At 42.2% G+C, this 23,907-nt stretch carries 26 protein-coding genes; 7 read left to right on the plus strand and 19 right to left on the minus strand.

All coding sequences use genetic code 11. From position 1 onward, the window contains the following. Window positions 1-26 precede the first annotated feature (26 nt). The 4 genes from F612_RS0106095 (at window position 27) to F612_RS0106110 (ending at window position 3,925) form a co-directional block, all read left to right on the plus strand. The gene (locus tag F612_RS0106095; protein ID WP_019556872.1) at window positions 27-818 is read left to right on the plus strand and encodes a cytochrome C assembly family protein; all 792 of its coding nucleotides are present in this window, start codon (window positions 27-29) and stop codon (window positions 816-818) included. A 145-nt stretch (window positions 819-963) separates the two neighbouring features. Further along, a complete protein-coding gene (locus F612_RS0106100; RefSeq protein ID WP_026329658.1) occupies window positions 964-2,235 on the plus strand; it encodes an HlyC/CorC family transporter in 1,272 nt (423 codons plus the stop codon). 17 nt (window positions 2,236-2,252) lie between these two features. Continuing rightward, window positions 2,253-3,059, plus strand: coding sequence for an inositol monophosphatase family protein (locus F612_RS0106105; protein WP_019556874.1), 807 nt, complete (start codon window positions 2,253-2,255; stop codon window positions 3,057-3,059). 272 nt (window positions 3,060-3,331) lie between these two features. Beyond that, window positions 3,332-3,925 carry an HvfX family Cu-binding RiPP maturation protein gene (locus tag F612_RS0106110; RefSeq protein WP_026329659.1) on the plus strand — a complete coding sequence of 198 codons (594 nt, stop codon included), beginning with the start codon at window positions 3,332-3,334 and terminating at the stop codon, window positions 3,923-3,925. Window positions 3,926-4,038: 113 nt separating this feature from the next. Here F612_RS0106110 and F612_RS0106115 read toward each other — a convergent pair whose 3' ends face one another. The 19 genes from F612_RS0106115 to F612_RS0106205 all read right to left on the minus strand — a co-directional run bounded on the left by F612_RS0106115 (window position 4,039) and on the right by F612_RS0106205 (window position 21,466). Continuing rightward, a complete protein-coding gene (locus F612_RS0106115; protein ID WP_019556876.1) occupies window positions 4,039-5,325 on the minus strand; it encodes an OmpP1/FadL family transporter in 1,287 nt (428 codons plus the stop codon). 158 nt (window positions 5,326-5,483) lie between these two features. Then, on the minus strand, window positions 5,484-6,851 hold the full coding sequence (gene radA, locus F612_RS0106120) for a DNA repair protein RadA (RefSeq protein WP_019556877.1): 1,368 nt from the start codon (window positions 6,849-6,851) through the stop codon (window positions 5,484-5,486). 178 nt (window positions 6,852-7,029) lie between these two features. Next, the gene (locus F612_RS0106125; RefSeq protein WP_019556878.1) at window positions 7,030-8,577 is read right to left on the minus strand and encodes an FMN-binding glutamate synthase family protein; all 1,548 of its coding nucleotides are present in this window, start codon (window positions 8,575-8,577) and stop codon (window positions 7,030-7,032) included. Window positions 8,578-8,725: 148 nt separating this feature from the next. Beyond that, complete coding sequence (locus tag F612_RS0106130) at window positions 8,726-9,385, minus strand: cytochrome c1 (RefSeq protein WP_019556879.1); 660 nt, start codon at window positions 9,383-9,385, stop codon at window positions 8,726-8,728. Beyond that, a complete protein-coding gene (locus F612_RS0106135) occupies window positions 9,386-10,615 on the minus strand; it encodes a cytochrome b (RefSeq protein WP_019556880.1) in 1,230 nt (409 codons plus the stop codon). It lies immediately after the preceding gene. Next, the gene (gene petA / locus F612_RS0106140; RefSeq protein ID WP_019556881.1) at window positions 10,615-11,232 is read right to left on the minus strand and encodes a ubiquinol-cytochrome c reductase iron-sulfur subunit; all 618 of its coding nucleotides are present in this window, start codon (window positions 11,230-11,232) and stop codon (window positions 10,615-10,617) included. Before petA ends, F612_RS0106135 begins: the two co-directional genes overlap by 1 nt. Before the next feature lie 155 nt (window positions 11,233-11,387). Then, window positions 11,388-12,128 (minus strand): Nif3-like dinuclear metal center hexameric protein, encoded by a 741-nt coding sequence (locus tag F612_RS0106145; RefSeq protein ID WP_019556882.1) that lies wholly within the window; start codon window positions 12,126-12,128, stop codon window positions 11,388-11,390. Window positions 12,129-12,233: 105 nt separating this feature from the next. Further along, window positions 12,234-13,535: a histidinol dehydrogenase gene (gene hisD / locus F612_RS0106150; RefSeq protein ID WP_019556883.1), complete on the minus strand. Its 1,302-nt coding sequence runs from the start codon at window positions 13,533-13,535 to the stop codon at window positions 12,234-12,236. Further along, entirely contained in the window at window positions 13,528-14,169 is a 642-nt protein-coding gene (hisG, locus tag F612_RS0106155) for an ATP phosphoribosyltransferase (protein WP_019556884.1), read from the minus strand. Before hisG ends, hisD begins: the two co-directional genes overlap by 8 nt. 73 nt (window positions 14,170-14,242) lie before the next feature. Beyond that, a complete protein-coding gene (gene murA / locus F612_RS0106160; protein ID WP_019556885.1) occupies window positions 14,243-15,505 on the minus strand; it encodes a UDP-N-acetylglucosamine 1-carboxyvinyltransferase in 1,263 nt (420 codons plus the stop codon). Between the two features lie 70 nt (window positions 15,506-15,575). Further along, window positions 15,576-15,794 carry a BolA family protein gene (locus F612_RS0106165; RefSeq protein WP_019556886.1) on the minus strand — a complete coding sequence of 73 codons (219 nt, stop codon included), beginning with the start codon at window positions 15,792-15,794 and terminating at the stop codon, window positions 15,576-15,578. Between the two features lie 23 nt (window positions 15,795-15,817). Further along, window positions 15,818-16,582, minus strand: a complete 765-nt coding sequence (locus F612_RS0106170; protein ID WP_019556887.1) for an ABC transporter permease — start codon at window positions 16,580-16,582, stop codon at window positions 15,818-15,820. After that, complete coding sequence (locus F612_RS0106175) at window positions 16,582-17,505, minus strand: ABC transporter ATP-binding protein (RefSeq protein ID WP_019556888.1); 924 nt, start codon at window positions 17,503-17,505, stop codon at window positions 16,582-16,584. Before F612_RS0106175 ends, F612_RS0106170 begins: the two co-directional genes overlap by 1 nt. 49 nt (window positions 17,506-17,554) lie before the next feature. Further along, window positions 17,555-17,839, minus strand: coding sequence for an STAS domain-containing protein (locus tag F612_RS12300; RefSeq protein ID WP_019556889.1), 285 nt, complete (start codon window positions 17,837-17,839; stop codon window positions 17,555-17,557). 39 nt (window positions 17,840-17,878) lie between these two features. Beyond that, complete coding sequence (locus F612_RS0106185; RefSeq protein ID WP_019556890.1) at window positions 17,879-18,505, minus strand: MlaC/ttg2D family ABC transporter substrate-binding protein; 627 nt, start codon at window positions 18,503-18,505, stop codon at window positions 17,879-17,881. A 13-nt stretch (window positions 18,506-18,518) separates the two neighbouring features. After that, the gene (gene mlaD / locus F612_RS0106190) at window positions 18,519-18,983 is read right to left on the minus strand and encodes an outer membrane lipid asymmetry maintenance protein MlaD (RefSeq protein ID WP_019556891.1); all 465 of its coding nucleotides are present in this window, start codon (window positions 18,981-18,983) and stop codon (window positions 18,519-18,521) included. A 73-nt stretch (window positions 18,984-19,056) separates the two neighbouring features. Further along, window positions 19,057-19,842 carry a lipid asymmetry maintenance ABC transporter permease subunit MlaE gene (mlaE, locus tag F612_RS0106195; RefSeq protein WP_019556892.1) on the minus strand — a complete coding sequence of 262 codons (786 nt, stop codon included), beginning with the start codon at window positions 19,840-19,842 and terminating at the stop codon, window positions 19,057-19,059. Next, window positions 19,842-20,696 (minus strand): ATP-binding cassette domain-containing protein, encoded by an 855-nt coding sequence (locus F612_RS0106200; protein WP_019556893.1) that lies wholly within the window; start codon window positions 20,694-20,696, stop codon window positions 19,842-19,844. Before F612_RS0106200 ends, mlaE begins: the two co-directional genes overlap by 1 nt. Window positions 20,697-20,791: 95 nt before the next feature. Further along, window positions 20,792-21,466, minus strand: a complete 675-nt coding sequence (locus F612_RS0106205; protein WP_019556894.1) for a hypothetical protein — start codon at window positions 21,464-21,466, stop codon at window positions 20,792-20,794. 180 nt (window positions 21,467-21,646) lie between these two features. Here F612_RS0106205 and F612_RS0106210 point away from each other — a divergent pair, with 180 nt between their 5' ends. The 3 genes from F612_RS0106210 to lptC are packed head-to-tail and all read left to right on the plus strand — an operon-like array spanning window position 21,647 to window position 23,878. Further along, window positions 21,647-22,639 carry a calcium/sodium antiporter gene (locus F612_RS0106210; RefSeq protein WP_019556895.1) on the plus strand — a complete coding sequence of 331 codons (993 nt, stop codon included), beginning with the start codon at window positions 21,647-21,649 and terminating at the stop codon, window positions 22,637-22,639. Between the two features lie 27 nt (window positions 22,640-22,666). After that, window positions 22,667-23,209 (plus strand): KdsC family phosphatase, encoded by a 543-nt coding sequence (locus F612_RS0106215; RefSeq protein ID WP_019556896.1) that lies wholly within the window; start codon window positions 22,667-22,669, stop codon window positions 23,207-23,209. Between the two features lie 45 nt (window positions 23,210-23,254). After that, on the plus strand, window positions 23,255-23,878 hold the full coding sequence (lptC, locus tag F612_RS0106220; protein ID WP_019556897.1) for an LPS export ABC transporter periplasmic protein LptC: 624 nt from the start codon (window positions 23,255-23,257) through the stop codon (window positions 23,876-23,878). Window positions 23,879-23,907: the final 29 nt, after the last annotated feature.

Below are 23,907 nucleotides of genomic sequence, written 5' to 3' on the forward strand. Positions count from 1 at the left end.
CTTCTAATCATCAAAGGTTCGGTTTTATGTTAATCAGTGGATTTAGTGCGTTATTTGCCAGTCTCTTATACTTGTATGCAAGTAGCTTGATTTGGCGCAAGATTCAAAGCCGAGCATCCGTTGATGTACGTATCAAAGTAATTCAACTCGCGGTGGTTGCAACGGTTCTTCATGCCTATGCCCTTAGCTCAATGTTGTGGGTAGATCACGGCATCAATCTTAATATTGGTATTGTGCTCTCACTCATTGCCGTACTTGGCAGTGCTATTTTGCTGATTACCAATATCAATAAAAGCACCGAAACGCTCGGAATCTTTATTTATCCGCTTGCCGCATTGACCACATTGATCCCTTTAACCATTCACGGCGAAACCCCACTGTCTTTTGAATTGGGTAGCCATGTTCTCATCTCAATTTCTGCCTACAGCATTATGGGGCTTGCGACAGCACAAGCCATTTTGTATGCGATACAAGAACGGCGCTTTCGTACCAAACAGCTCTCACGATTGATGCAAGCTTTACCACCGTTGCAAGTGATGGAAAACACCCTCATTCAGTTGGTTTTGATTGGTTTTGTTTTCTTGAGTTTTGCTTTGTTGAGTGGATTCTTCTTTATTGAAGATATTTTTGCACAACACCTCATTCACAAAACGTTCTTCTCAATTTTATCTTGGCTTGTCTATGCCACTTTTCTATTTGGCCATTTTAAATATGGCTGGCGAGGTCAAAAAGCCGCACGATATACTATTTGGGCTTATTTTCTATTGATTCTAAGTTATGTCGGAACCAAAATTGTATTGCGATTTCTAGGATTCTAAAGGTCATTCATAAGAAGGTTGTTTATGAAAACAGCACACGAATTATTCGCCGTAACAGAGGTCACGTTAACTTGTTGAGTCAGGGCTTTTTTCGGTACCGATAAAACGGTATAATTCGCATTCATTCACAACCGATTACACCACATTGAATTCGTTAGATATTTCGATCCTTTTTGGCATACTTGCTCTTCTCATTATTTTATCTGCCCTGTTTTCAAGCTCTGAAACCAGCATGATGGCCTTAAATCGCTATCGATTAAAGCACCAAGCGAATGCTGGACACAAAGGTGCTATTAAAGCCCAAAAACTTCTTGAGTCCCCAGATAGACTTCTCGGCGTTATCTTACTTGGCAATAATTTTGTCAATATTTTCGCCTCATCCATTGCCACCATCATCGCTATGAAACTTATTGGTGAAGCGGGGATTGCGTTAGCCGCAGGACTGTTAACGTTAATCATTTTAGTGTTCGCGGAGGTTGCACCTAAAACCTTAGCGGCACTTTATCCCGAAAGAATCGCGTACCCTGCGGCTTACATTTTAACCCCTCTATTGAAAATACTCTCTCCAGTCGTGTGGTTTGTAAACTTCTTCGCCAATGGTCTGCTCAAGATGTTTCGTATTGATATCAAACAGAACGATGACCAACACTCTTTAAGCCATGAAGAGTTGCAAACCTTAATCGATGAAGCCACCAATCAATTGCCGGCTCAATATCGTGACATGCTGTCCAGCGTATTAAACTTGGAAAGCGTGACCGTCGAAGACGTTATGATTCCGAAGCAAGATATGTACGGTGTTGACTTAAACCAACCCTTTGAAGGGGTTTTAAAAGCCATCCAGAAATCTCCTTATACCCGTATCCCGCTGTACCGTGGTTCCATAGAAGAGGACTTAATCGGCATAGTCAACCTACGCCGCGCTTTGCCTATTTTAATGCGCAATGATACCTCCCTGAAAGACATAATAAAAATAACTCGACCCGCTTACTTTATTCCAGAAACCACCTCTTTAAACGTACAATTACGAAAATTCAATGATCACAAACGTCGAATGGCACTGATTGTTGATGAATATGGCGATTTGCAAGGCCTATTGACCATGGAGGATTTGCTTGAAGAGATTGTTGGCAAACTTTCTACCGATTCCAAAAGTAAATATGAAAATACCGTAGCATTGCATGCTGATGGCACAATGACGATTAATGCTTCAGAGTTCATTCGTGACCTTAATAGAGATTATCAACTTACCTTACCGACCGATGGACCTAAGACCCTCAATGGTCTTATCCAAGAAGTGTTGGAAACATTACCGTTTCCAGGGACCTGCATCAAGGTAGATGACTATGTATTAGAAGTGGTTGAAACCTCAAGCAATGCTATCGAAACCATTCGCTTAACCCCTCCAAGCGACGAATAATTTAAAGAGATGACTTTATGAATAAGCATATATTTACCGACGAACAGCAATGGGCTAAACTCAAAAACGGCATTATTACTCTGGCTAAAAATGAAGTATTATCTCGATTTGAGCGAGTCTCCGCAAAAATAAAAACGGATGGATCACTGCTGACCGAAGCGGATACTCAGATGCAAATTCAGACCCAGGCTTTCTTAAACAAAAACTGGCCCGAGTATGCCTTTTTAGGTGAAGAGTCGACTTTAGAAGAACAAGAACTCGCGATGAACAGCGCAGACGGTTGCTGGATACTTGATCCTGTTGATGGCACCAGTAATTTCGCCATTGGCATCCCTGTTTATTCAGTCTCTTTGGCGTTAATGATACAGGGTGAAATTATCGTCGGATTAGTTTACGACCCTTCACGAGCTGAGATGTTTGCTGCCAGAAAGAAACTTGGTGCTGAATTAAACGACACCCTGCTACAGGCACAAACAGCTAAAACGGCTTTAAGCCAATGCAGTAGCATTGTCGACTTTAAACGCCTTCAGCCCGCCTTAGCGATAAGTCTCGCGACCCAAGCACCTTACTCTTCGCAACGCAGTTTTGGTTCAGTCGCGCTTGACTGGTGTTGGATTGCCGCAGGTCGTGGTCAAGTTTACCTGCACGGAGCACAAAATATTTGGGACTATGCTGCGGGTTGGTTGATTTTAGAGGAAGCAGGTGGTTTAAGCTGTACCCTAGAACAAGAAAAAGTAGTGGTTGCCCGAGTTGAGAAACGCTCAGCGGTCGCAGCCACTACGCCAGCTTTATTTAAAGAGTGGAAAGCTTTTCTCATGCCCTAAAACAACAGAAAAAGGAGAGTCCAAGATGATCTCTCCTTTTTTCTCAATCTCTTATGCACTCGACGAACTTTAAATTTCCTCCCCCTCCTCACATATTCACAAGCTCGCTTTAATGAGTTCCTGGAATACCTTCTGACCCGATTTATTGCGTTTAATTTCATTAAATTTTTCGCGTATGGCGTTAATATATTTGATTAGTTCTTTGAATGACTAAACCTGATAATAAAACCATATCAAGATTCCATCCTTATGATTTTTAAAGGTGTTCATACATGATAAGACTATTTATAAATATGCAAAAAATGATGGATTTAAATCATTACCTCTCTTTTTTAGCTCCACTCGCTTTACGCCTGTATTTAGTGCCTGTTTTCTGGGTAGCAGGTATGAATAAGGTCAACACTTTTCCAGACATTATCGAATGGTTTGGCAACAAGGAATGGGGACTCGGATTACCATTCCCTGAACTCATGGCTTTTTTAGCAACTTCTGCAGAAGTTGGAGGAGCCATCTTATTACTGTTCGGATTAGGCACTCGTTGGGCCACCATCCCCTTAATGTTTACCATGGTTATTGCTGCGACAGGCGTACATTGGCAAAACGGTTGGCAAGCCGTGCATGATTTAATGTCACCCTGGGCAAATGAACATTCAACGGCCGCACTTGAACGTTTAGACCGTGCCAAAGAAATTTTACAAACCCATGGTAACTACGAATGGCTTACTGAACACGGTAATTTTATTGTCAGTAACAACGGCATAGAATGGGCGGCCACCTACTTCATTATGCTACTGGTTTTATTCTTTATAGGTGGGGGTAAATATGTCAGTGTCGATTATTGGATACGCAAACGCTGTATGCTATAAAACGACATAAACACATAAAAAAGCCCGCTTATTCAATGAATAAACAGGCTTTACAACGTCTCGATTTTAAAGTGACCAGGCCTGGTCACTTTAAAGAAGAAATTCCATTAAGATTAATACGTCCAGACGAGCTGCGCGCTTAAAATATCAACCGATAAATCGTATGAACCGACTAAAACACTATTCCCTAAATCAGATTGAAGTGTGTAGTCAACATCTGCTCTATCAGCCATGATACGAGTGTATGCAAAATCAATCGACATTTTAGAACTGACTTTGTAACCAGCACCGACTGAAACCCACTTGCGATCTGCATCAGGCGTTCTTGGAGAACGGCTGTATTTATCAGGCACAGGGGTTTCATCTAACGCTACACCCGTACGCAACTTCCATGTATCGTCTAATTGGTAAACCATACCGACTGCATAACGCATACTATCGCCAAAGTTTTGATTAGATTCTGAATTTGGTCCATTGTTATCAAACTTAACAATCAATTCATCATAGGCCTTCCAACCTGTCCACGTACTGCTCGCTAACAGCTGAATTTTATCATTCACTTTATAATCAACAGCCAGACTTGCCGTTGCGGGTAGGTTAACGCTAGCAGATGCATTCGCGTCGAACAGCACCTGATTTAAGGTATAACCACCTAAATTGTAGCTTGAGTTAATCCCGGTGTAGTCCACATTACCTTTAACGTTATGTGTCATTGCAGATCGATAGGACAAGCCAATATTGAGCGCTTCTACCGGGGTGTACATCAGCCCCAAATTGTAGCCATACGCCCAACTATCGCCAGTCACTTCTGCAGTACCATCAGTATCACCAATAGCCGATTGGTTAATTTTTTGTTGCAAAACCACATCTACATACTGGGCGTTCAAACCAACACCAAACGAAAACTGATTGTTTATTTTACGAGCAATTGCTGGATTAATATTTAAGGTTTTCAGATTTGTTTCAGTCGCATGATAGCGCCCAACCCAATTTTCATCATAAGAAATATGTTGACCAAATGGAGTATTAATTCCTAAACCAGCATCATAGTCACCCAACTTACCTTTCCAATAAATATTAGGCACTAAACCAAGGGTTGCCCCATTATCACCAGAACCAGAAATATCATTACCTGGAGCACCAAAATAGGAGTGATTGTTAGAAAAATCGGCCACGGGTGAAATAATATGCGCACCTAAGATAGCCTGACTACCTTTAATTTTAGTCATTCCAGCTGGGTTAAACCACAGGACACTGGCGTCTTCTGCATTAGCCGCCGCACCCGCATAAGAGAGCCCCTGACCACTAGCACTTTGTTCAATTAATGCAAAACCTGATGCATTGGCGGCTTGTGATGCTAAAGCGATTAAAACTGCATTTGTTAGTTTATTGAATGACATATTATTTCCTGTTTTTTTAAATTTGCGACATTCTATCAGGACTTAGGTCATACCGATAATTGAAATTAATGAGGAGGGGGATAAGTAAATTGAATTGCCATACCGGATGGAACGATAAACAACCAGACCTGACCATTATAAAGACCCTTGGTGATTAATCAGAGAACGTTCAAGGCTTCTTGCAAACTCTTTACGCCGATGACTTCCATCCCAGGAACCCCCCCTTTTGGCACATTACCGATGGGAACGATGGCTCTTTTAAAGCCATGTTTGGCGGCTTCAAACAGTCTCTCTTGACCACTAGGAACCGGACGAATCTCACCTGCCAAACCAACCTCACCAAAGACAATTAACTCTTGGGAGAGTGGCTGATTTCGCATGCTTGATAGAATCGCAGAGAGTACGGCTAAATCGGCACTGGTTTCTGTGACCTTGACCCCGCCGACCACATTGACATAGACATCTTGATCACTGGCTTGAATGCCACCATGACGATGCATTACCGCCAATAGCATAGCAATTCGATTTTGATCTAAACCAACCATGACCCGCTTAGGAGCGCCATACAATGCATCGTCGACCAAGGCTTGTATCTCAACTAATAACGGTCTTGAACCTTCCCAGATGACCATGACGACTGAACCTGATGAAATCTCATCTCCCCGGGAGAGAAAGATAGCCGAAGGATTTTTGATCTGTTTCATCCCTTTTTCAGTCATGGCGAACACACCTAATTCATTGACCGCACCAAATCTATTTTTGATGGCTCGTAGTGTTCTAAAACGGCTGTCTGACTGGCCTTCTAAAAATACAACGGTATCAACAATATGCTCCAAGACTCTTGGTCCTGCAACTTCACCTGACTTAGTCACATGCCCGACTAAAAAGATTGCAATATTATTCTGCTTAGCATAACGGGTTAAATAAGCCGCTGTCTCACGCACCTGGGAAACCCCACCCGCCGCACCACTGACCTCAGCGAGTTGCATGGTTTGAATAGAATCGACCACCATAACTTTCGGTGATTCATTCTGTGCTGCTGCGGTAATTAGCTCGACATCCGTCTCGGTTAATAGACGTAGTTTTTGATCTGGTAACTCCATGCGTTTTGCGCGCAGAGCCACTTGTTGTAAAGACTCTTCACCCGTCACATACAAGACATTATGCACCATGCTTAAATGACACATAACTTGTAATAAAATGGAAGATTTACCAACCCCAGGATCTCCGCCAATTAACACCACAGAACCTGGTACGATGCCTCCCCCCAACACACGATCTAACTCGGTCATGGTGGATGATATTCTAGGAACGGATGCTAAATCGACATCGACAATGGACTTGACCTGACACTCCATCGCCCCTGAAAAGCCTTTAGGGGCAGCTGAACCACTCGCACTTTTCGCTGGGCTGAGTTTAAATTCCTTGAGGGTGTTCCATGCGCTGCAGGCCATGCATTGGCCTTGCCACTGGGAGTGTTCTGCACCACAATCAGTACAGACGTAGGCGGACTTTATTTTTGCCATGAATACTATCGCTCTTTATGAGACCTTTGCACAAGTCAGGGACGCGAGAAAAATGAGATAAAATTTTACTGATTAAGGCGGGAAACTTGTTAATAGCGAGCTATTGACAAGTTTCTCAACGAAAAGCAGGGAGATTTTAGCCTTTTTTATCCGTTTATGACCTCGTGCAAAGGCCTCTTTATGATTGTTTGACTGAAGATGTCGCCTGAATATCGATGCCTTGAAAAGCCATTGGCGTTTCTTCAGGAAAAATTTGGGCCAATGGTAATGACTTTCCTGTGCCTTGCACCACTCTGACATGCTCTCGTGTGAATTGACGCGGTTCGGCCACTCCGCAAGAGTGTGCTATTAAAGACACTTCATGAATAAGATTGTGATGATAACTTGCAACGCGTTTGGATTTTTTCTCTGGGACCAAACCGCTTTGTAAACGTTTGTTATGTGTCGTTATCCCGGTCGGACAACTGTCTTGATGGCACTGCATTGCCTGAATACAGCCTAATGAAAACATGAAACCTCGGGCAGAATTAATAAAGTCTGCTCCCATGGCTAAAGCCCAAGCGACCATCGTCGGACTCGTTAGCTTTCCAGAGGCTATCACCCGGACTTTCTCTCGTAACTGATACTTAGTCAATAAATCTATGACATAAGGTAAGGATTCGGCTAAGGGCAGACCGACATCATCCATCAATGCAATAGGCGCTGAACCCGTCCCTCCTTCCGCGCCATCAATCGTAATAAAATCAGGTGCAGAATCTAAACCGCGTTGCTGAACCGACTGACAAAAGGTCTCAAACCAGGCTGGAGATCCCATGACAAATTTGAAACCCACAGGTTTACCGGTTACATCCCTTACCTGATGAATCATGTCTAACAGGCTCTCATTATCAAAAATTTCAGGATGGCGATTGGGACTGATCGAATCTTCTCCGACAGGAATCCCTCTTATATCGGCAATTTGTTGCGTGACTTTCGCACCTGGTAATATTCCACCTTTTCCCGGTTTTGCACCTTGACTCATTTTAATCTCAAACATTCGAACTTGTTCGTGGGCGGCGGCCTCCCTTAATTTTTCATTGCTCAAGTTACCACTTTTATCACGATACCCATATTTAGCCGTACCAATCTGTGCGACCAAGTCCGCACCGCCCTGCAAATGAAACTCAGACAGCCCTCCTTCACCAGTATTCATCCAGCAACCCGCCTGCTTTGCACCTTGGCTCAAAGCTAACACAGCAGGTTTAGACAAGGCGCCAAAACTCATGCCCGAAATATTAAACAAGGATTGTGCTCGAAAGGGGGTTTGAGTATTTGGCCCAATCAACATAGGAGGGGAAGAGACTGAGTCCTTTTCTAACATCGGAAATGCACAATTAGTAAACAATATTTTGCCAGGATGACTGATATTTCGCGTTGAGCCAAATCCTTGGGTAGTCGAAATGTTTTTTGAAGCACGGTATACCCAGGTACGTTGTGCTCGGTTAAAAGGGCGTTCATCTTGGTCCGCTGCATACATGTATTGACGCATGAATTTGCCTAAATATTCGAATAGATAACGAAATCGAGCGATCACCGGGTAATTGTGACGAATTGCGTGTTCAGTTTGCATCCGATCGACAATAAATGTGACCAGCAACAGCGCAACGGTAAAGCCTGTCACCATGATAAAAATAATAGACATCCAATGTAAAATCATTGCAACCCAACCCAATGTCATTGTTTCCATTTAGCATATCCCTTTGTATCAAATTGGCTTGACGACCATTTTGCCATGTTTAGTATAGACTGCTTTTTATACGTTTATATCACCAAGAAAACCATAAATAAAAAAGCCCGCATTGAAGCGGGCTTTAACTGACTGATTGACATTATCGTTAATGCTCGATGTCTTTCCAATACTCTCTTTTCAAAAGATAAGCCAGCAACAACAAAACAAGTAAAAAAGCGACAACCTTCCAGCCTAAGTCTAAGCGATCAATCTTCGAGGGTTCACCTACATAGTCCAGAAAGTTTGTAATATCACGCGCAGCTTCAGCATACTCTTCTTCACTTGAGTGACGTTGAATCCCCTCAAGTACGTTCGGCATAGCTGTGCCTTTTAAAACATGATTTTCCCATTCACCTTTCTCATTTTGCTCATAGCCACGTAAAAAGCTATAAATATAATCCGTGCCTTTTAATCGAGACATCAGAGATAAATCAGGTGGTTCAGTTCCAAACACATCCATTGCCACACCTGGCAATATACGGGTTGTAACGTCTTCATATACTGTGCTTTGACCGTAAGCCATTTCGGCAACAATGGCATCTTCGTCCCAACCTAAATTACGTGCAATACGATTATAACGCATGTATTTTAGTGAGTGACAGGCCATACAATAATTAGAAAACAAGATTGCGCCACGTTTCAGAGAGTCTTGATCACGTAAATTATTCTGTGCTGGCTCCAGGGTAATACCGTACCCTCCGGAAGCCTGAACACTAGCTGATAAAGAGAGCATACAGAAACTTAATATTAATAAAAATTGTTTCATTTAAGTAACCCTCTCTGGAACAGGCTTAGTATGTTCATTTTTCGAAGTAAAGGGTAATACCAAGAAAAACATGAAGTACAACGCGGTAAATATTTGCGCTAACTTTGTTAATTCAGGGGTTGCAGGCTGAGTTCCCAACCAACCTAAAACGACAAAACTCACCACCAAGATTGTTAAGAGGATTTTAAAAGAGATCCCACGATAACGAATTGATTTAACTTTACATCGATCTAACCATGGCATAGCGAATAACACGGCAATCGCACCGCCCATGGCAACTACACCTAAAAATTTATCTGGTATCGCACGTAAGATTGCATAAAACGGCGTGAAATACCAAACGGGTGCAATATGATCAGGTGTTTTCAATGGATTCGCTGGTTCAAAGTTGGGCGCTTCAATAAAGTACCCCCCCCCTTCTGGTGCATAAAATATCACCAAGGCAAATAGCGTCATAAAGAATACGGCGCCCATCGTGTCTTTTACAGAATAGTAAGGATGGAAAGCAATCCCATCGATTGGCAGACCTTTATTATTTTTATATTTTTTAATCTCAACTCCATCAGGGTTATTCGAACCTACCTGGTGCAGTGCCACAATGTGCATAAAGATCAAAATAACCAGTACCAAAGGTAAGGCAATCACGTGTAATGCAAAGAAACGATTCAAGGTGACATCAGAGATAACAAAATCACCTCGAACCCATAAGGCTAAGTCAGGTCCAATGACAGGAATGGCTCCAAATAAAGAGATAATAACCTGAGCACCCCAGTAAGACATTTGACCCCATGGCAGTAGATAACCCATAAAGGCTTCTGCCATTAAGACTAAGAAAAGCATCATGCCTAGTAACCACACCAGCTCCCTAGGCTCCTTATAAGAGCCGTAAAGCAATCCTCTCATCATATGCAGATAAACCACTAGAAAGAAAGCGGAAGCCCCCGTAGAGTGCATATAACGAATAAGCCAACCCCACTGCACATCACGCATAATGTATTCAATTGAGTTAAACGCTTCTGCCGCACTCGGTTTATAGCTCATGGTTAGCCAAATACCAGAAACGATCTGATTGACAAAAACCAATAATGCTAAGGCGCCAAAGAAATACCAAAAGTTAAAGTTTTTAGGTGCATAGTACTCACCGACATGCTTGTTCCAGGTACTGATTAACGGATAACGTTTATCAAACCAGGCTAATAAAGTTGATTGCTGCTTATTTTGTTCGGACATTATGCAACGCCTCCTTCTGCAGGACCTTCACCAATACGGATCAAATAATCCGTAAGAAAATGATGTGGTGGAATGACTAGGTTGGTCGGAGCAGGTACTGACTGAAAGACTCGACCAGCCAAATCAAAACGTGAACCGTGACATGGGCAAAAGAACCCTCCTTGCCAATCGGCACCAACATCAGGAGAACCGATTGCTGGTCTATAGAGAGGAGCACAACCTAAATGAGTACAAATCCCAACAACGACCAAATATTCATCTTTAATGGCTCGAGTAGGGTTTTGACAATACTTAGGTTGTATCGACTCTAATGAAGCCGGATCTCGCAACTGTCCATCTAAAGGCGCTAAACCGCCAAGCATATCTGAGGTTCTACGCACAACCCATACAGGCTTGCCGCGCCACGCAACCGTTAACATCTGCCCTAGCTGAAGTTGACTAATATCAGCATTCACTGGTGCACCAGCGGCCTTAGCTTTTTCACTTGGCTGCCAAGAGCTGACAAACGGGACGGCCAAAAAAGTTGCTCCTGCAGCTCCGACGACACCTGTCGCGCCCGTAAGAATTTTACGGCGTTGTAAATTAACGCTCACATTATTTTGTTCTTCTGTCGACATACCTGTCTCTTCCTAGTTTACCCAAGCAAATTCCCCTTATTCTACCGAAGGTTACTGGAAATTAAAATCAGTATTTACCCATAAGCCCTTTTAATAAGTTTTATCTATGTCGTTTTATAAGCAAATATAATACCTCCAAACGACCGTATATCAACTCACACAGGATTTTTAACATCCACAAAGTGACACTCAATATTAAATTTCTCGGCCAAGTGCTCACCTAGCATTTTAATACCTAGACGTTCAGTTGCATGATGCCCAGCCGCTAAATAATGAATGCCCGCTTCACGCGCTATGTGAGTAGTTTGTTCTGAAACTTCACCACTAATATAGACATCTGCACGCCAGTCGATGGCTTGATTTATGTAATTTTGAGCTCCGCCACTGCACCAAGCGATGGTTTGAACGACATCAGGCCCTCCGGGTAAATGCAGGACTTGTCTATTTAAGCTATTGGACACTTGCTCTACAAAGTTTTTAATTGGCACTGCTTTTGCAAGCCTGCCTAATCTCACAAGACCAGGTATAGGAGTGATATCTTCTAATGCCCATAATTTTCCAAGCATTGCATTATTACCCAATTCGAAATGGCCATCTAATGGTAAATGATAGGCCAATAAGTTCATATCATTAACTAGCAGGGTTTTAATGCGCTTCTGTTTAAACCCTGTAATTTCTGGTGATTCACTCTTCCAGAAATACCCGTGATGAACCAAAATGGCATCGGCCTGCAACTCTACCGCCTTATCCAGCAAGGCCTGACAAGCTGTCACACCGGTGACGATATGCTTAATTTCAGCCTTACCTTCTACCTGTAAACCGTTCGGAGCATAATCCTTGTACTGCTCAATTGCTAAAAAATCGGCTAAATATTCCACTAATTCTGAACGTAACATCCTACCCTCTCCACTGCTGTCAAAAACCTTTTAAATAGGCACAAAAAAACCACCAGGCCTGGTCAGACCGAGTGGTTTCTTTACGAACGTAAAGATCAAATGAGATTAATCTTTGATACGGTAACGAGCGGAAGCAGCGTGTGCTTGAAGCCCCTCACCATCCGCTAAAACGCCAGCAATGCGTCCAAGGGTATTTGCACCTTCTGCGGAACACATAATCAAGCTTGAACGCTTTTGGAAGTCATAAACTCCTAAAGGGGATGAGAAACGTGCTGTTCTTGACGTCGGTAAAACGTGATTAGGTCCGGCACAGTAATCACCAATAGCTTCCGCTGTAAAGCGCCCCATAAAAATTGCGCCAGCATGTCGAATCTTTGGCAGTAATGCCTTAGGATTTTCAATGGATAACTCTAAGTGCTCAGGTGCAATGAGATTAATCATTTCAAGCGCTTGCTCTTCATCATTCACCACGATAATCGCACCACGGTCTTCCAAAGCTTTACGGATAATGGTTTGGCGCGGCATCGTCGGCAGGAGACGATTCATGCTCTCTAACACCTTATCAGCAAACTCGGCGTCAGGCGTTACCAAAATAGACTGTGCGTCTTCATCGTGTTCAGCTTGAGAGAATAAATCTACAGCAATCCAATCAGGATTCGTTTTACCGTCACAATACACTAAGATCTCAGAAGGACCGGCAATCATATCGATGCCGACGGTTCCGAAAACCATACGCTTCGCAGTGGCAACGTAAATATTTCCAGGCCCTACAATTTTATCAACCGCAGGAACTGTTTCAGTCCCATAAGCCAAAGCTGCAACCGCTTGTGCACCCCCCAAGGTAAAGACGGCATCCACATCACAAATAGCCGCTGCCGCCAACACCATATCGCTGACTTCGCCATCCGGTGTAGGCACAACCATGATAAGTGTTTCAACACCGGCTACTTTTGCAGGAATTGCATTCATAATCACCGAGGAAGGGTAAGCCGCCTTGCCACCTGGCACATACAGTCCAACACTGTCTAAAGGGGTGACCTGTTGACCCAACATAGTACCGTCAGCCTCTTCATAACTCCATGAAGCTTGAACTTGTCTTTCGTGATAGTCACGCACACGTTTTGCAGAAGTTTCTAGCGCTTGACGCTGGTCTGCAGGAATTCTTTCTAAAGCCGCGAATAAGCGCTCTTTAGAAATTTCTAATTCGGCGGCAGAGTTCAAAGATAAGCGATCGAACTTAGCGGTGTATTCAAGTAACGCGGTATCGCCATTTAGACGAACACTGTTAACCACTTCTTTAACGACATCATTAATTGACTCATTAGAAACAGTTTCCCATGCAAGAAGAGTGTCTAACTCTTCTCTAAATCCTTCTGCACTAGCAGATAAACGACGAATATTAAGCATTTTGACTCTCGATGACTGATTTAAACTTTTGAACAATCTCATCAATTTGATGAAACTTGGTTTTATACGCATGCTGATTAACAATCAGGCGTGAGCTGATGTCCGCAATATGCTCCATCGGCACTAAGCCGTTGGCACGCAAAGTATTTCCAGTATCGACTAAATCGACGATTCTATCGGCTAAATCAATCAGCGGAGCAATTTCCATAGAACCATAAAGTTTGATTAAATCAACCTGCTCACCCTTTTGAGCGTAATACGCTTGGGCAGACTTTAGGTATTTAGTCGCAATCTTAAGACGATGACCATGTGCTTTTTCAAATTCAGGGCCAGCCACCATTAACTGGCATTTGGCAATTTGCAAATCCAACAACTCATAGAGGTTGTCAGTTGGCGCCTCCATGAGCACATCTTTACCAGCAACACCGATATCGGCCGCGCCATGGGCAACATAAGTCGGCGCATCGGTTGCACGCACAATCAATAGCCGTACATTTGGGTTATTTGTTGGCAAAATAAGTTTACGGCATTTGCTCGGATCTTCTAAAGGTTCAATGCCCGCCGCTTCAAGCAACGGAAGAGTATCTTTGTAAATACGCCCTTTAGAGAGCGCGATAGTTAGCTGTTCATTCATAAGTTCATCAAATAGTTAATACGTTCAAAAATTAAGCGTGATTTAAATCATGCTCGACAAATAGACACAATCGTTAATCAGATAAACGATAGATATGTGCACCTATTTTATGAAATTTTTCTTCAATCAGTTCATATCCACGATCAATATGATAAACCCGATTAACGATTGTTTCACCTTCTGCAACTAGGCCGGCAAGGATTAAGCTTGCTGAAGCACGTAGATCTGTGGCCATTACGGGCGCACCATGCAGTTTCTTAACACCGCGAATGGTTGCGGTATTGCCTTCAATAGAGATATCCGCTCCCATTCTAGCCAATTCTGAAACATGCATAAAGCGGTTTTCAAAAATCGTTTCCTGAATTGTTGACTCACCATCTGCTAAAGCATTCATCACTAAAAACTGTGCCTGCATATCCGTTGGGAAAAGTGGATATGGGTCAGTAACGATATTCACAGGTTTTAATGAGCGATTGCGCATATCCAAAGTAATGGTGTTTGCTGTACAAGTGATATCAGCACCGGCTTCTGTAAATTTGTCTAATACGATACTTAAGTGTTTGGGGTTAACTTTAGTGACGGTTAACTTACTTTTGGTAATTGCCGCTGCGGCTAAATAAGTCCCGGCTTCAATACGATCGGGAATGACCGAATACTCAACGCCCGACAGGCGTTCAACCCCCTCAATTACCAAAGTACTCGTGCCTAGTCCACTGATTTTAGCACCCATCTTATTTAAGAACTCAGCCAAATCTGTCACTTCTGGCTCTCGTGCTGCATTTCTCAAATAAGTGGTACCTTCAGCTAACACGGCAGCCATCAATAGGTTTTCAGTTCCCGTAACGGTCACGGGAGTCATCGAAATGTCTGCGCCTTTGAGACGACCATTAGATTTCGCAATGATATAACCTTGCTCAACCTGAATATCAGCCCCCATCTTCTGCATTCCATGAATATGGATATCCACAGGGCGTGAACCAATCGCACAACCGCCAGGCAAAGAAACTTTCGCTTCACCAAAGCGGCCTAATAATGGTCCTAACACCAAGATTGAAGCACGCATCGTATTGACCAGCTCATAAGGCGCTTCTTTAGAAGTCAAATGACTGGCATCCAACTCAATATTCAGGTGTTCATCAAACAAAACATCAACGCCCATCGAGGCCAGCAACTGAATAGAGGTTGTCACATCCATCAAATGCGGAACATTAGATAATTTTGTCGGTGTTTCGGCGAGTAAACAGCCCATCAGAATCGGTAGAGCTGCATTTTTAGCCCCTGAAATTTCAATATTACCGGAGAGTTCTCCCTGACAACTTACTACTAATTTATCCATAAATTTTGCTTTATCTATTCTTGTATTATGTAAAAATCGAGGAGTTAAACTAAACCACTCCTGATTTTTACTATGCGACTTTGGTCTTAATAGACAGTGCATGCAATTCGCCACTGGCAAACTGCGCTTTAAAAATATCATTGACCATGCGATGACACTTGATTGGTGACAATCCTGCAAAAACTGGACTAATCACGACGATGGTAGACGTGCAATCTTCACCACTTGTTTCAACCTGACTATCAGGGATGGCGGCTTCTATCATTTTCTTAACGGTATCTGGAGACATGTGAGCCTACTCCTGGTAAAAAATTATTCGCGTATTTTAACGCCTTTGTGTAATAAAATCAGATTTATCGCAGACACAATCAGCAAGAACAATAACGTGACTGACAAACTTAAATAAACCGATACGTCAGACTGCCCAAAGAACCCATAACGAAATCCATCAACCATATAGAAGAACGGATTAAATTGTGAAATTTCTTGCCAGACACCCGGCAAAGCGTGAATTGAATAAAATACGCCACTTAAAAACGTTAATGGCATAATGACAAAATTCTGGAACGCGGCTAAATGGTCATACTTATCCGAAATAATGCCCGCTAACATACCCAGCCCCCCCATCATCGCGGCACTTAAAATAGCAAACAACATAATCCATAATGGTGACTGCCAACTCAAGTCAAACCAAATAATGCCAACCACTAATATTGCTAAACCAACGGCAACACCACGCACTATCGCCGCCCCAACAAATGCAACATACAACTCAAGAGGTGAAATTGGACTCAGTAAGACAAAGGTTAAATTACCGTGCATTTTCGATTGAATCAAACTTGAAGACGTATTCGCAAAGGCGTTTTGCAAAATTGCCATCATTACCAGACCTGGTATTATAAACTGACTATAATCTAAACCAGAATAGACATCTATCTGCGTATCTAACACTTGTCCAAAAACCAACAAATACAATAATGTCGCCACCACTGGCGCAAATACAGTCTGTACCACGACCGAATAAAAACGTCTTATTTCTTTAATAAAGAGCGCCCAACACCCAGCATAATTTATCATCAGGTTGTCTCTCCAGAGGTTAAATCTAAAAACACTTCTTCCAAAGAAGCATCTCGACTACTTATATCAGTCACTTGCAGTTGATTTTCGTGCAGCCACGCTAGCAACTCAGTCATGGAAGCCGTTTTTTCCAATTTAAACACTAAACCATTGTGCTCTCTTTCAACTAAACGTTGCTCTAAAGCCGGTATTAGCTGATACGCTGCCTGAGAGAGTGTTACCCGTAAATAACGATAGGTATGTTTAGACAATAAAGCATGCGTCGAATCTAAGGCTTTCACCTCGCCATCTTGCATAATCGCTATTTTTTCACACAGGGCTTCAGCCTCTTCTAAATAGTGCGTCGTCAAAATAACCGTATGACCTTGCTGGTGTAACTCTTTGGTAAATTCCCAAAGCGTTCTGCGTAAATCCACATCCACCCCAGCGGTCGGTTCATCCAAAACCAAAACTTGTGGCTTATGAACTAAGGCCATCGCAATTAATACGCGACGTTTCATGCCGCCGGAAAGCTGACTGGTATTGGCATCGGATTTATCAGATAGAGCTAAACGCTCCAATAATTCGCCAATCCAAGCAGACTGTTTTGCACCTTTTAATCCAAAATATCCAGACTGCAATTGTAAAAGTTCACGAATAGAGAAAAATGGATCTGAAATCAGCTCTTGAGGGACTAAACCCAATATACGGCGAGTGTGACGGTAATCGTCAATCACATCAAAACCCTTAATTTTAATACGGCCTGAACTTGGAACGATCAGTCCTGACATAGCATTAATAAGAGTGGATTTACCTGCGCCATTAGGTCCAAGCAAACCAAAGAAACTGCCTTCTTCTACCGAAAAAGAAATTTCTTTTAATGCTTCTAATTCGCCATATTGTTTTTTGACTTGATGAAATTCAACAGCCGGGATTTGTAACATATCAGACCTTTTTAAATAAATATTTGAATCGTCTTAGAGATACTTACATTCACTCTGGAAGCCCCAAAACGGTCTCTAAATCATATAAAGTTGTTAAGGTATGCAATTCAGAGGGTATGTTTTTTACTTTGAGAGCGGTTGCCGTATTACCCGCCCAAACTAACAATAAGGCTAATGCGGCACTATCTACCAGCTTGACCTCCGAAAAATCAACCTCTAAAACAGGGTAGTTTAAAACAGCCTTGCTTTTTAGCAGTTGTGGTAACGTTTGCAAAGTCACCTCGACCGGCAAAGCCATTAAGCCACTGGCTTCAGACCACATTAATTCTGACATCACTGACCTTTGCTTATTAATACTTTTATGTTGTTAGATTTAACCATTAAATGCACTATTTTTAGCCTTCATATCGGCAATCACGGCATCAATGCCAATTTTAGAAAAATCAGAATCATAGGCTTTACGGTAATTTAATAACATGCTAATTCCCTCAATAGAAACATCATAAAGCATCCACTTTTTGCTCTCTGCATTTAGGTAAGCACGATAAATGACATCTGTTTGATTCCCATCTGACTGAAGTACGACAGAAGGCACAGTAACACGCCCTGGTTTCTCTGTCTGTGCATTCATGACATTCACTGACTCAATCTTCAATTTTAGTAAACTCTGTGAGTAAGAACGAATTAAAGTATTCGAAAAAGCGGCCATAAATTCGCTTTGTTGGGATTCCGTCGCTGTTCGCCAATGCCTACCCATAACGTAGCGTGCCATTTTGTAGGTATCGACATAAGGCAGCACATAAATAGAAGCAAAAGCCTTCACTTTTTCAGGGCTTGATTCTAACTCAACTCGCTGTTCATTCATGGCTTTAATAAGTTCTTTAGACAAGACACTGACCATTTTTGCAGGATCATCTTGTGGCACTGATACGGCATAACTTTCCACCGCCCATAGACAAGAAAGTAGCGTTATTATAAAAAGCTGTAATGTTTTTTTCATAACCAATTTACTCCTATTTTGAATCACTGAATTTCACTAAAAACTGACCAATTAGATCTTCCAATACCAACGCAGATTGTGTCAGCTCAACTTGCGAGCCATCTACTAGAACTTCTTCAGCTCCTCCTGGCCCCAGACCGACGTATTGATCCCCCAATAAGCCCGAGGTTAAAATAGAGGCTGATGAATCGGATGGCAGTGCATTAAAGGCTTTATCAATTTGCATCTCAACCTTCGCTTTAAATGAAACAGGATCCACTCCAATCGCAGTAATTCGGCCAATGACTACGCCACTCAGCTTCACAGGCGCACGCACTTTTAAACCGCCAATATTATCAAACAATGCGCTTACTTGATAAGTGGGCTGCTCTTTCCAACCTGAAAAGTTACTCACTTGTAAGGCAATTCCAGCCAAAGCAACAAGGCTCATCAAAACAAAGGTTCCGACCCATAATTCAATTTTGGTTTGTTTGTTCATTTTTCTAAAACCTTATTTCAGTTAACTGTTCCGCTATAGAACATTTTATTCGTTTTTTGTAAAAGCTACTTAATCAGTTGAACATCAAAGACGTTAGGATAAAGTCCAACCCGAGTACACCCAAAGAAGAGTGTACGACGGTTTTCGTAGTTGCATTACTTACCCCTTCAGAAGTTGGCATCGCATTAAAGCCTTGAAAAAGGGCAACCGTGGCAACTAAAACTGCAAATGCGATCGACTTAATAATGCCATTCATGACATCATCATGCCAATCGACATGGGCATGCATCTGTGACCAAAAGGCACCCTCATCTACGCCTAACCAACCGACCGAAACCAAATAGCCTCCAAGAATACCCAAACCAGTGAACAATAACGTCAACAAAGGTAAAGAGATAATCGCGGCCAAAAAGCGGGGTGCATAAATAAATTTTAAGGGATCAATCGCCATCATCTCCAAGGCTGATATTTGTTCGGTAGAACGCATTAAACCAATCTCGGCTGTGAGTGCTGAACCCGCTCGTCCGGCAAACAACAGAGCGGCCACTACGGGCCCCAACTCTCTTAATAGTGATAAAGCCGTCATGGTACCCACCGCTTCTTCAGAGTTATAGTCAACCAAAACATTGTAACCTTGCAAGCTAAGTACCATACCGACAAACAATCCAGCCGTTAAAATAATCGGTAATGAGAGCACGCCAGAAACATAAACCTGCTTAAGTAACAGATCTAAGCGCAATATCGCACTAGGTGTGGCAGATAATACAGATACAATAAACATTGACCCACGACCAAAAGTCGCCAGGCCAGCGATGACATCCGCACCTACCGATTGAACAAAATCCATAAATCGTGACATTATCCCCCCCCCCTAACCTGACCGTATAACGCGATATCGTCGAGATAAGGTCGATTGGGAAAGTGAAACGGTACTGGACCATCTGGCAAACCATTTATGAACTGGTTTACATAACCGCTCGATTCTTTTAACAACTCTTCTTTAGTTCCTTGAGCAATAATTTTACCTTCTGAGATAATACAGACATAATCTGCAATCGACAGCACTTCCTTTACATCATGCGAAACAATGACACTAGTAAGACCTAGAGTGGCATTCAGTTTATGAATCAGTTCAACCAGTACACCTTTTGTAATGGGATCTTGGCCAACAAAAGGTTCATCATAAAAAATCATTTCAGGATCCAATGCAATCCCTCTCGCTAATGCCACTCGTCGAGACATACCACCGGATAACTCAGCCGGCATTAATGATCTTGCACCTCTTAATCCGACCGCTTGCAATTTCATCAAGACCAAGGCATAAATCAACTCTTCCGGAAGTTTAGTATGCTCTCTTAATGGGAATGCAACGTTGTCAAAGACATTCAAATCGGTCAATAAAGCGCCGCTTTGAAATAACATGCCCATTTTGCGCCTTAACTCATAGACTTTTTTACGCGATAAAGCGTGAATATTTTGACCTTCTACCCAGACTTCACCTGAGTCAGGCGTTAATTGTCCAGCAATTAACTTTAACAAGGTCGTTTTACCACTGCCACTTGGACCCATAATCGCCGTTATCTTACCCTTAGGGATAGAAAGAGTAATATCGTCAAATATCTTGCGATTGCCACGTGAAAAGCACAGGTTTTTAATTTCAATTAAGGTTTCGGTTGTTTGCATTTGAGTTACCCAGTTGTCATCCAAATTCATTTCATTTCTTTTAAACACAACATTCAATCTGCATTCGGCTATAAAAATTGATTATTCAGCATATTATATAGAAACTTTTAACTGAAGCAGCTTCCCTAATACCCTAAAAACTCGCTGAGTACTTTAAGGTTCATCACCTGCACCATATCAATGACATCACCACCCACAATACACGGTGCAGCCAACTCCTTTTTAACACAATCACTTTCCAACAAGCTTTGCATAAACGCCTTCAATATAATGACCTGCTCTTTTGCATCCCCAGTCAAATTTGGTAAATAAGCCAGAGGTTCTCCAGACATCCAAAAACCTTGATTTTGCCAAGCCCAGCCAGGCAATTTATATTGAGTCGAAATCAACGTCACCGGCAAACCAACAATTTTTGGGTGTTCAAACGGTTTTTCAGACCACACCACCACACCACAAGCTTGGGCTCCAAGTGTTTCAACGACCTGAAGCAATTGTGACAAATCCTCAGCTGTAAAATATTCCTCGACCACAAAATAGAAATAGAATGGCGCTTCGACGGCTTCAATGATTGCATCTAAATCGCTACTCTCCCAGGCAATCCATTCAGACTGAGGCACAAGCACAACTCTAAAAGCGTTACTGTAATAATCCAACAGCCAATCAGATGGTAAATCCTCAGGGTAAAACTGACCGACTAAATCAGTTCGCTGCCAATCATAAAGCCCTATTTGTAAATTCTCCAAAAATTCTAAACCTATCCAACATTTCAACAATAGCGGTATTTTATCTTTAGTCTGCATAATTAACAGCTAAAAAGCCATTTTAACCGAATTTAAACGACAATGACCCTTAATCAATTGAAAACAGAACCGTTTTAATGCCACTTCAAAACTTAAGACCCTCATTAATATTATTTATTTTACCTGTCAGTTTCCGTTATAATCAGAGCCCATTTTTACACATTTTAATAAACGGCGATTATGACAACGACATTACTCCTACCTAGCATTGTTTTATTAATTGGCTTAGTTCTTCTTGTCTGGAGTTCTGATATTTTTGTTGATGGAGCCGCCAGCGTATCAAACCACCTAGCGATCTCTCCGCTTATAATAGGAGTCGTTGTCCTGGGTTTTGGAACCTCAATGCCAGAGATTATCGTGGCGACTTTAGCCGCTTTGGATAACAGTCCTGGTCTAGCCATCGGTAATGCGGTAGGTTCAAATATAGCCAATATCGCGATGGTTTTAGGAGTGGCCGCGATTATTAGTCCAATCGTTATAAAATCGTCCATCCTTAAGCGTGAACTACCTATGCTTTTAGCTATCTCTTTGGGAGCTTACGTATTGGTCTTAGACGGTAACCTTGGTTTCGCAGACGGGATCGTATTAGTAGTCGCATTAATCCTCGCCGTAATTTGGATGATTAAAGCCAATATAGATCTTAATCCATCCGACCCGCTATCAAGTGAAACCATTCAAGCAGTCGACACATTGCCTGAACTGAGCATGAAAAAAAGTATCGTCTTTGTGGTGGGTGGATTACTGATTTTAATGGTCAGTGCCAAGATGATGGTTTGGGGTGCCGTTGAAATTGCAACCGCCTTTGAAATTTCTGAAGCGGTGATTGGACTAACCATTATTGCCATTGGTACGAGCCTACCAGAATTGGCCGCGGCTATCTCTGCGGCGCGTAAAAATGAAGCCGATCTTATGATTGGTAACATTATCGGCTCAAACATGTTTAACATTTTAGCCGTTTTAGCCGTTCCAGCTTTGCTCTCGCCCTCTATTTTAGACAGTGACATGCTCATAATTGACATGCCTGTAATGCTTGGTTTTACTGTATTAATGCTACTGTTTGCCTTACCTAGAAATGGCATAGCAGTCATCAACAAATCAAAAGGACTTTTACTTACCATTGGTTTTGTGGCATATTTAATCGTCTTATTTCTGCGCTCAACTCATGTGGTGTAACTAAAATACTGCTTAGAAGGAACGAACATGAACATCCCTGAAAACATCGCGAATAAAGCTCAAAAAATTAAACTGCTGATTTTGGATGTTGATGGCGTCATGACTAATAACATGTTGATTTACAGTGATGACGGTATTGAAAGTAAAACGTTTAATACTCGTGATGGCCACGGTATGGTATTACTGCAAAAAAGTGGCATTGATATTGGAATTATTACCGGCCGAAAATCTCAATTAGTCACGAACCGCATGCAAGATCTTAAGGTAAAACACGTCTACCAAGGAGTTCCTGATAAACTACCCACTTTCTTGAAGCTGGTTGAAACATTGGAATTATCTTTCGACGAAATCGCATACATTGGTGATGACATTCTAGACCTGCCTATTTTAATGCGCATTGGACTCGCTGTGACACCTGCTGATGGAGATGATGAAGTTAAATCCCGCGTGGATTACATCTCGACTTATAAAGGTGGCCAAGGCTGTGTTCGAGAGATCTGTGAAATTATTTTACGTTCCCAGAATCTGTGGCAACACCACATGGACTTCTTTTTAAGAGACCTAACTTAACAACCACCCGATTAAGCAACACTCTCGAACACATCAGGAATCACTATGCGGTTATCCAGTGTACGAATCATCCTTTTCAGTTTCATCCTGGCTATCCTAGCGCTGTGGATTACCTCTCGACAAGGCGCTCAACCACAAGACGCTCAAAATCCTCAAGTTAATGCGGATAATTACAGCTGGCAATCAACCAACAGTACCACTTGGAAAATTAATCGTAACGAGCCCAATCAGCAAACGACCTTGCAGACTAAACACTTTCGTTATTATGAAACCTTAAAAAAAAGTGACTTTACCCAACCCATAATTACTCACTCTGAGGCGAACAATGTCGTCATCATCAAAAGCGAACGAGGCCAAAGCCTTAATGATGAATTAATTACATTATCTGGCAATGTCATCATTAAACAGATCCGTTCAGAGAGTGCTCCCTCTAAGAGACAACAAGATCACAAAACCAAAAATAGCATACTGAATACCGAACACATCACTTATAATGCCAGTAATGGCGAGTTAGAAACCGATGCTAAGGTCCTACTCACTCAGACTAATAGTTCTACCACAGCAACCGGATTTAAAGCCAACCTTGAAACAGGGCAATACCAATTACTCAATGATGTTCAGGGAATTTATTACCCTAACCAACCGCTTAAAAAGCTAAAATCTCAATAGAGCTAATAATTCTCTTACTAAGGTCACGT

The organism is Thiomicrorhabdus arctica DSM 13458 (assembly GCF_000381085.1).
Classification (GTDB): Bacteria; Pseudomonadota; Gammaproteobacteria; order Thiomicrospirales; family Thiomicrospiraceae; genus Thiomicrorhabdus; species Thiomicrorhabdus arctica.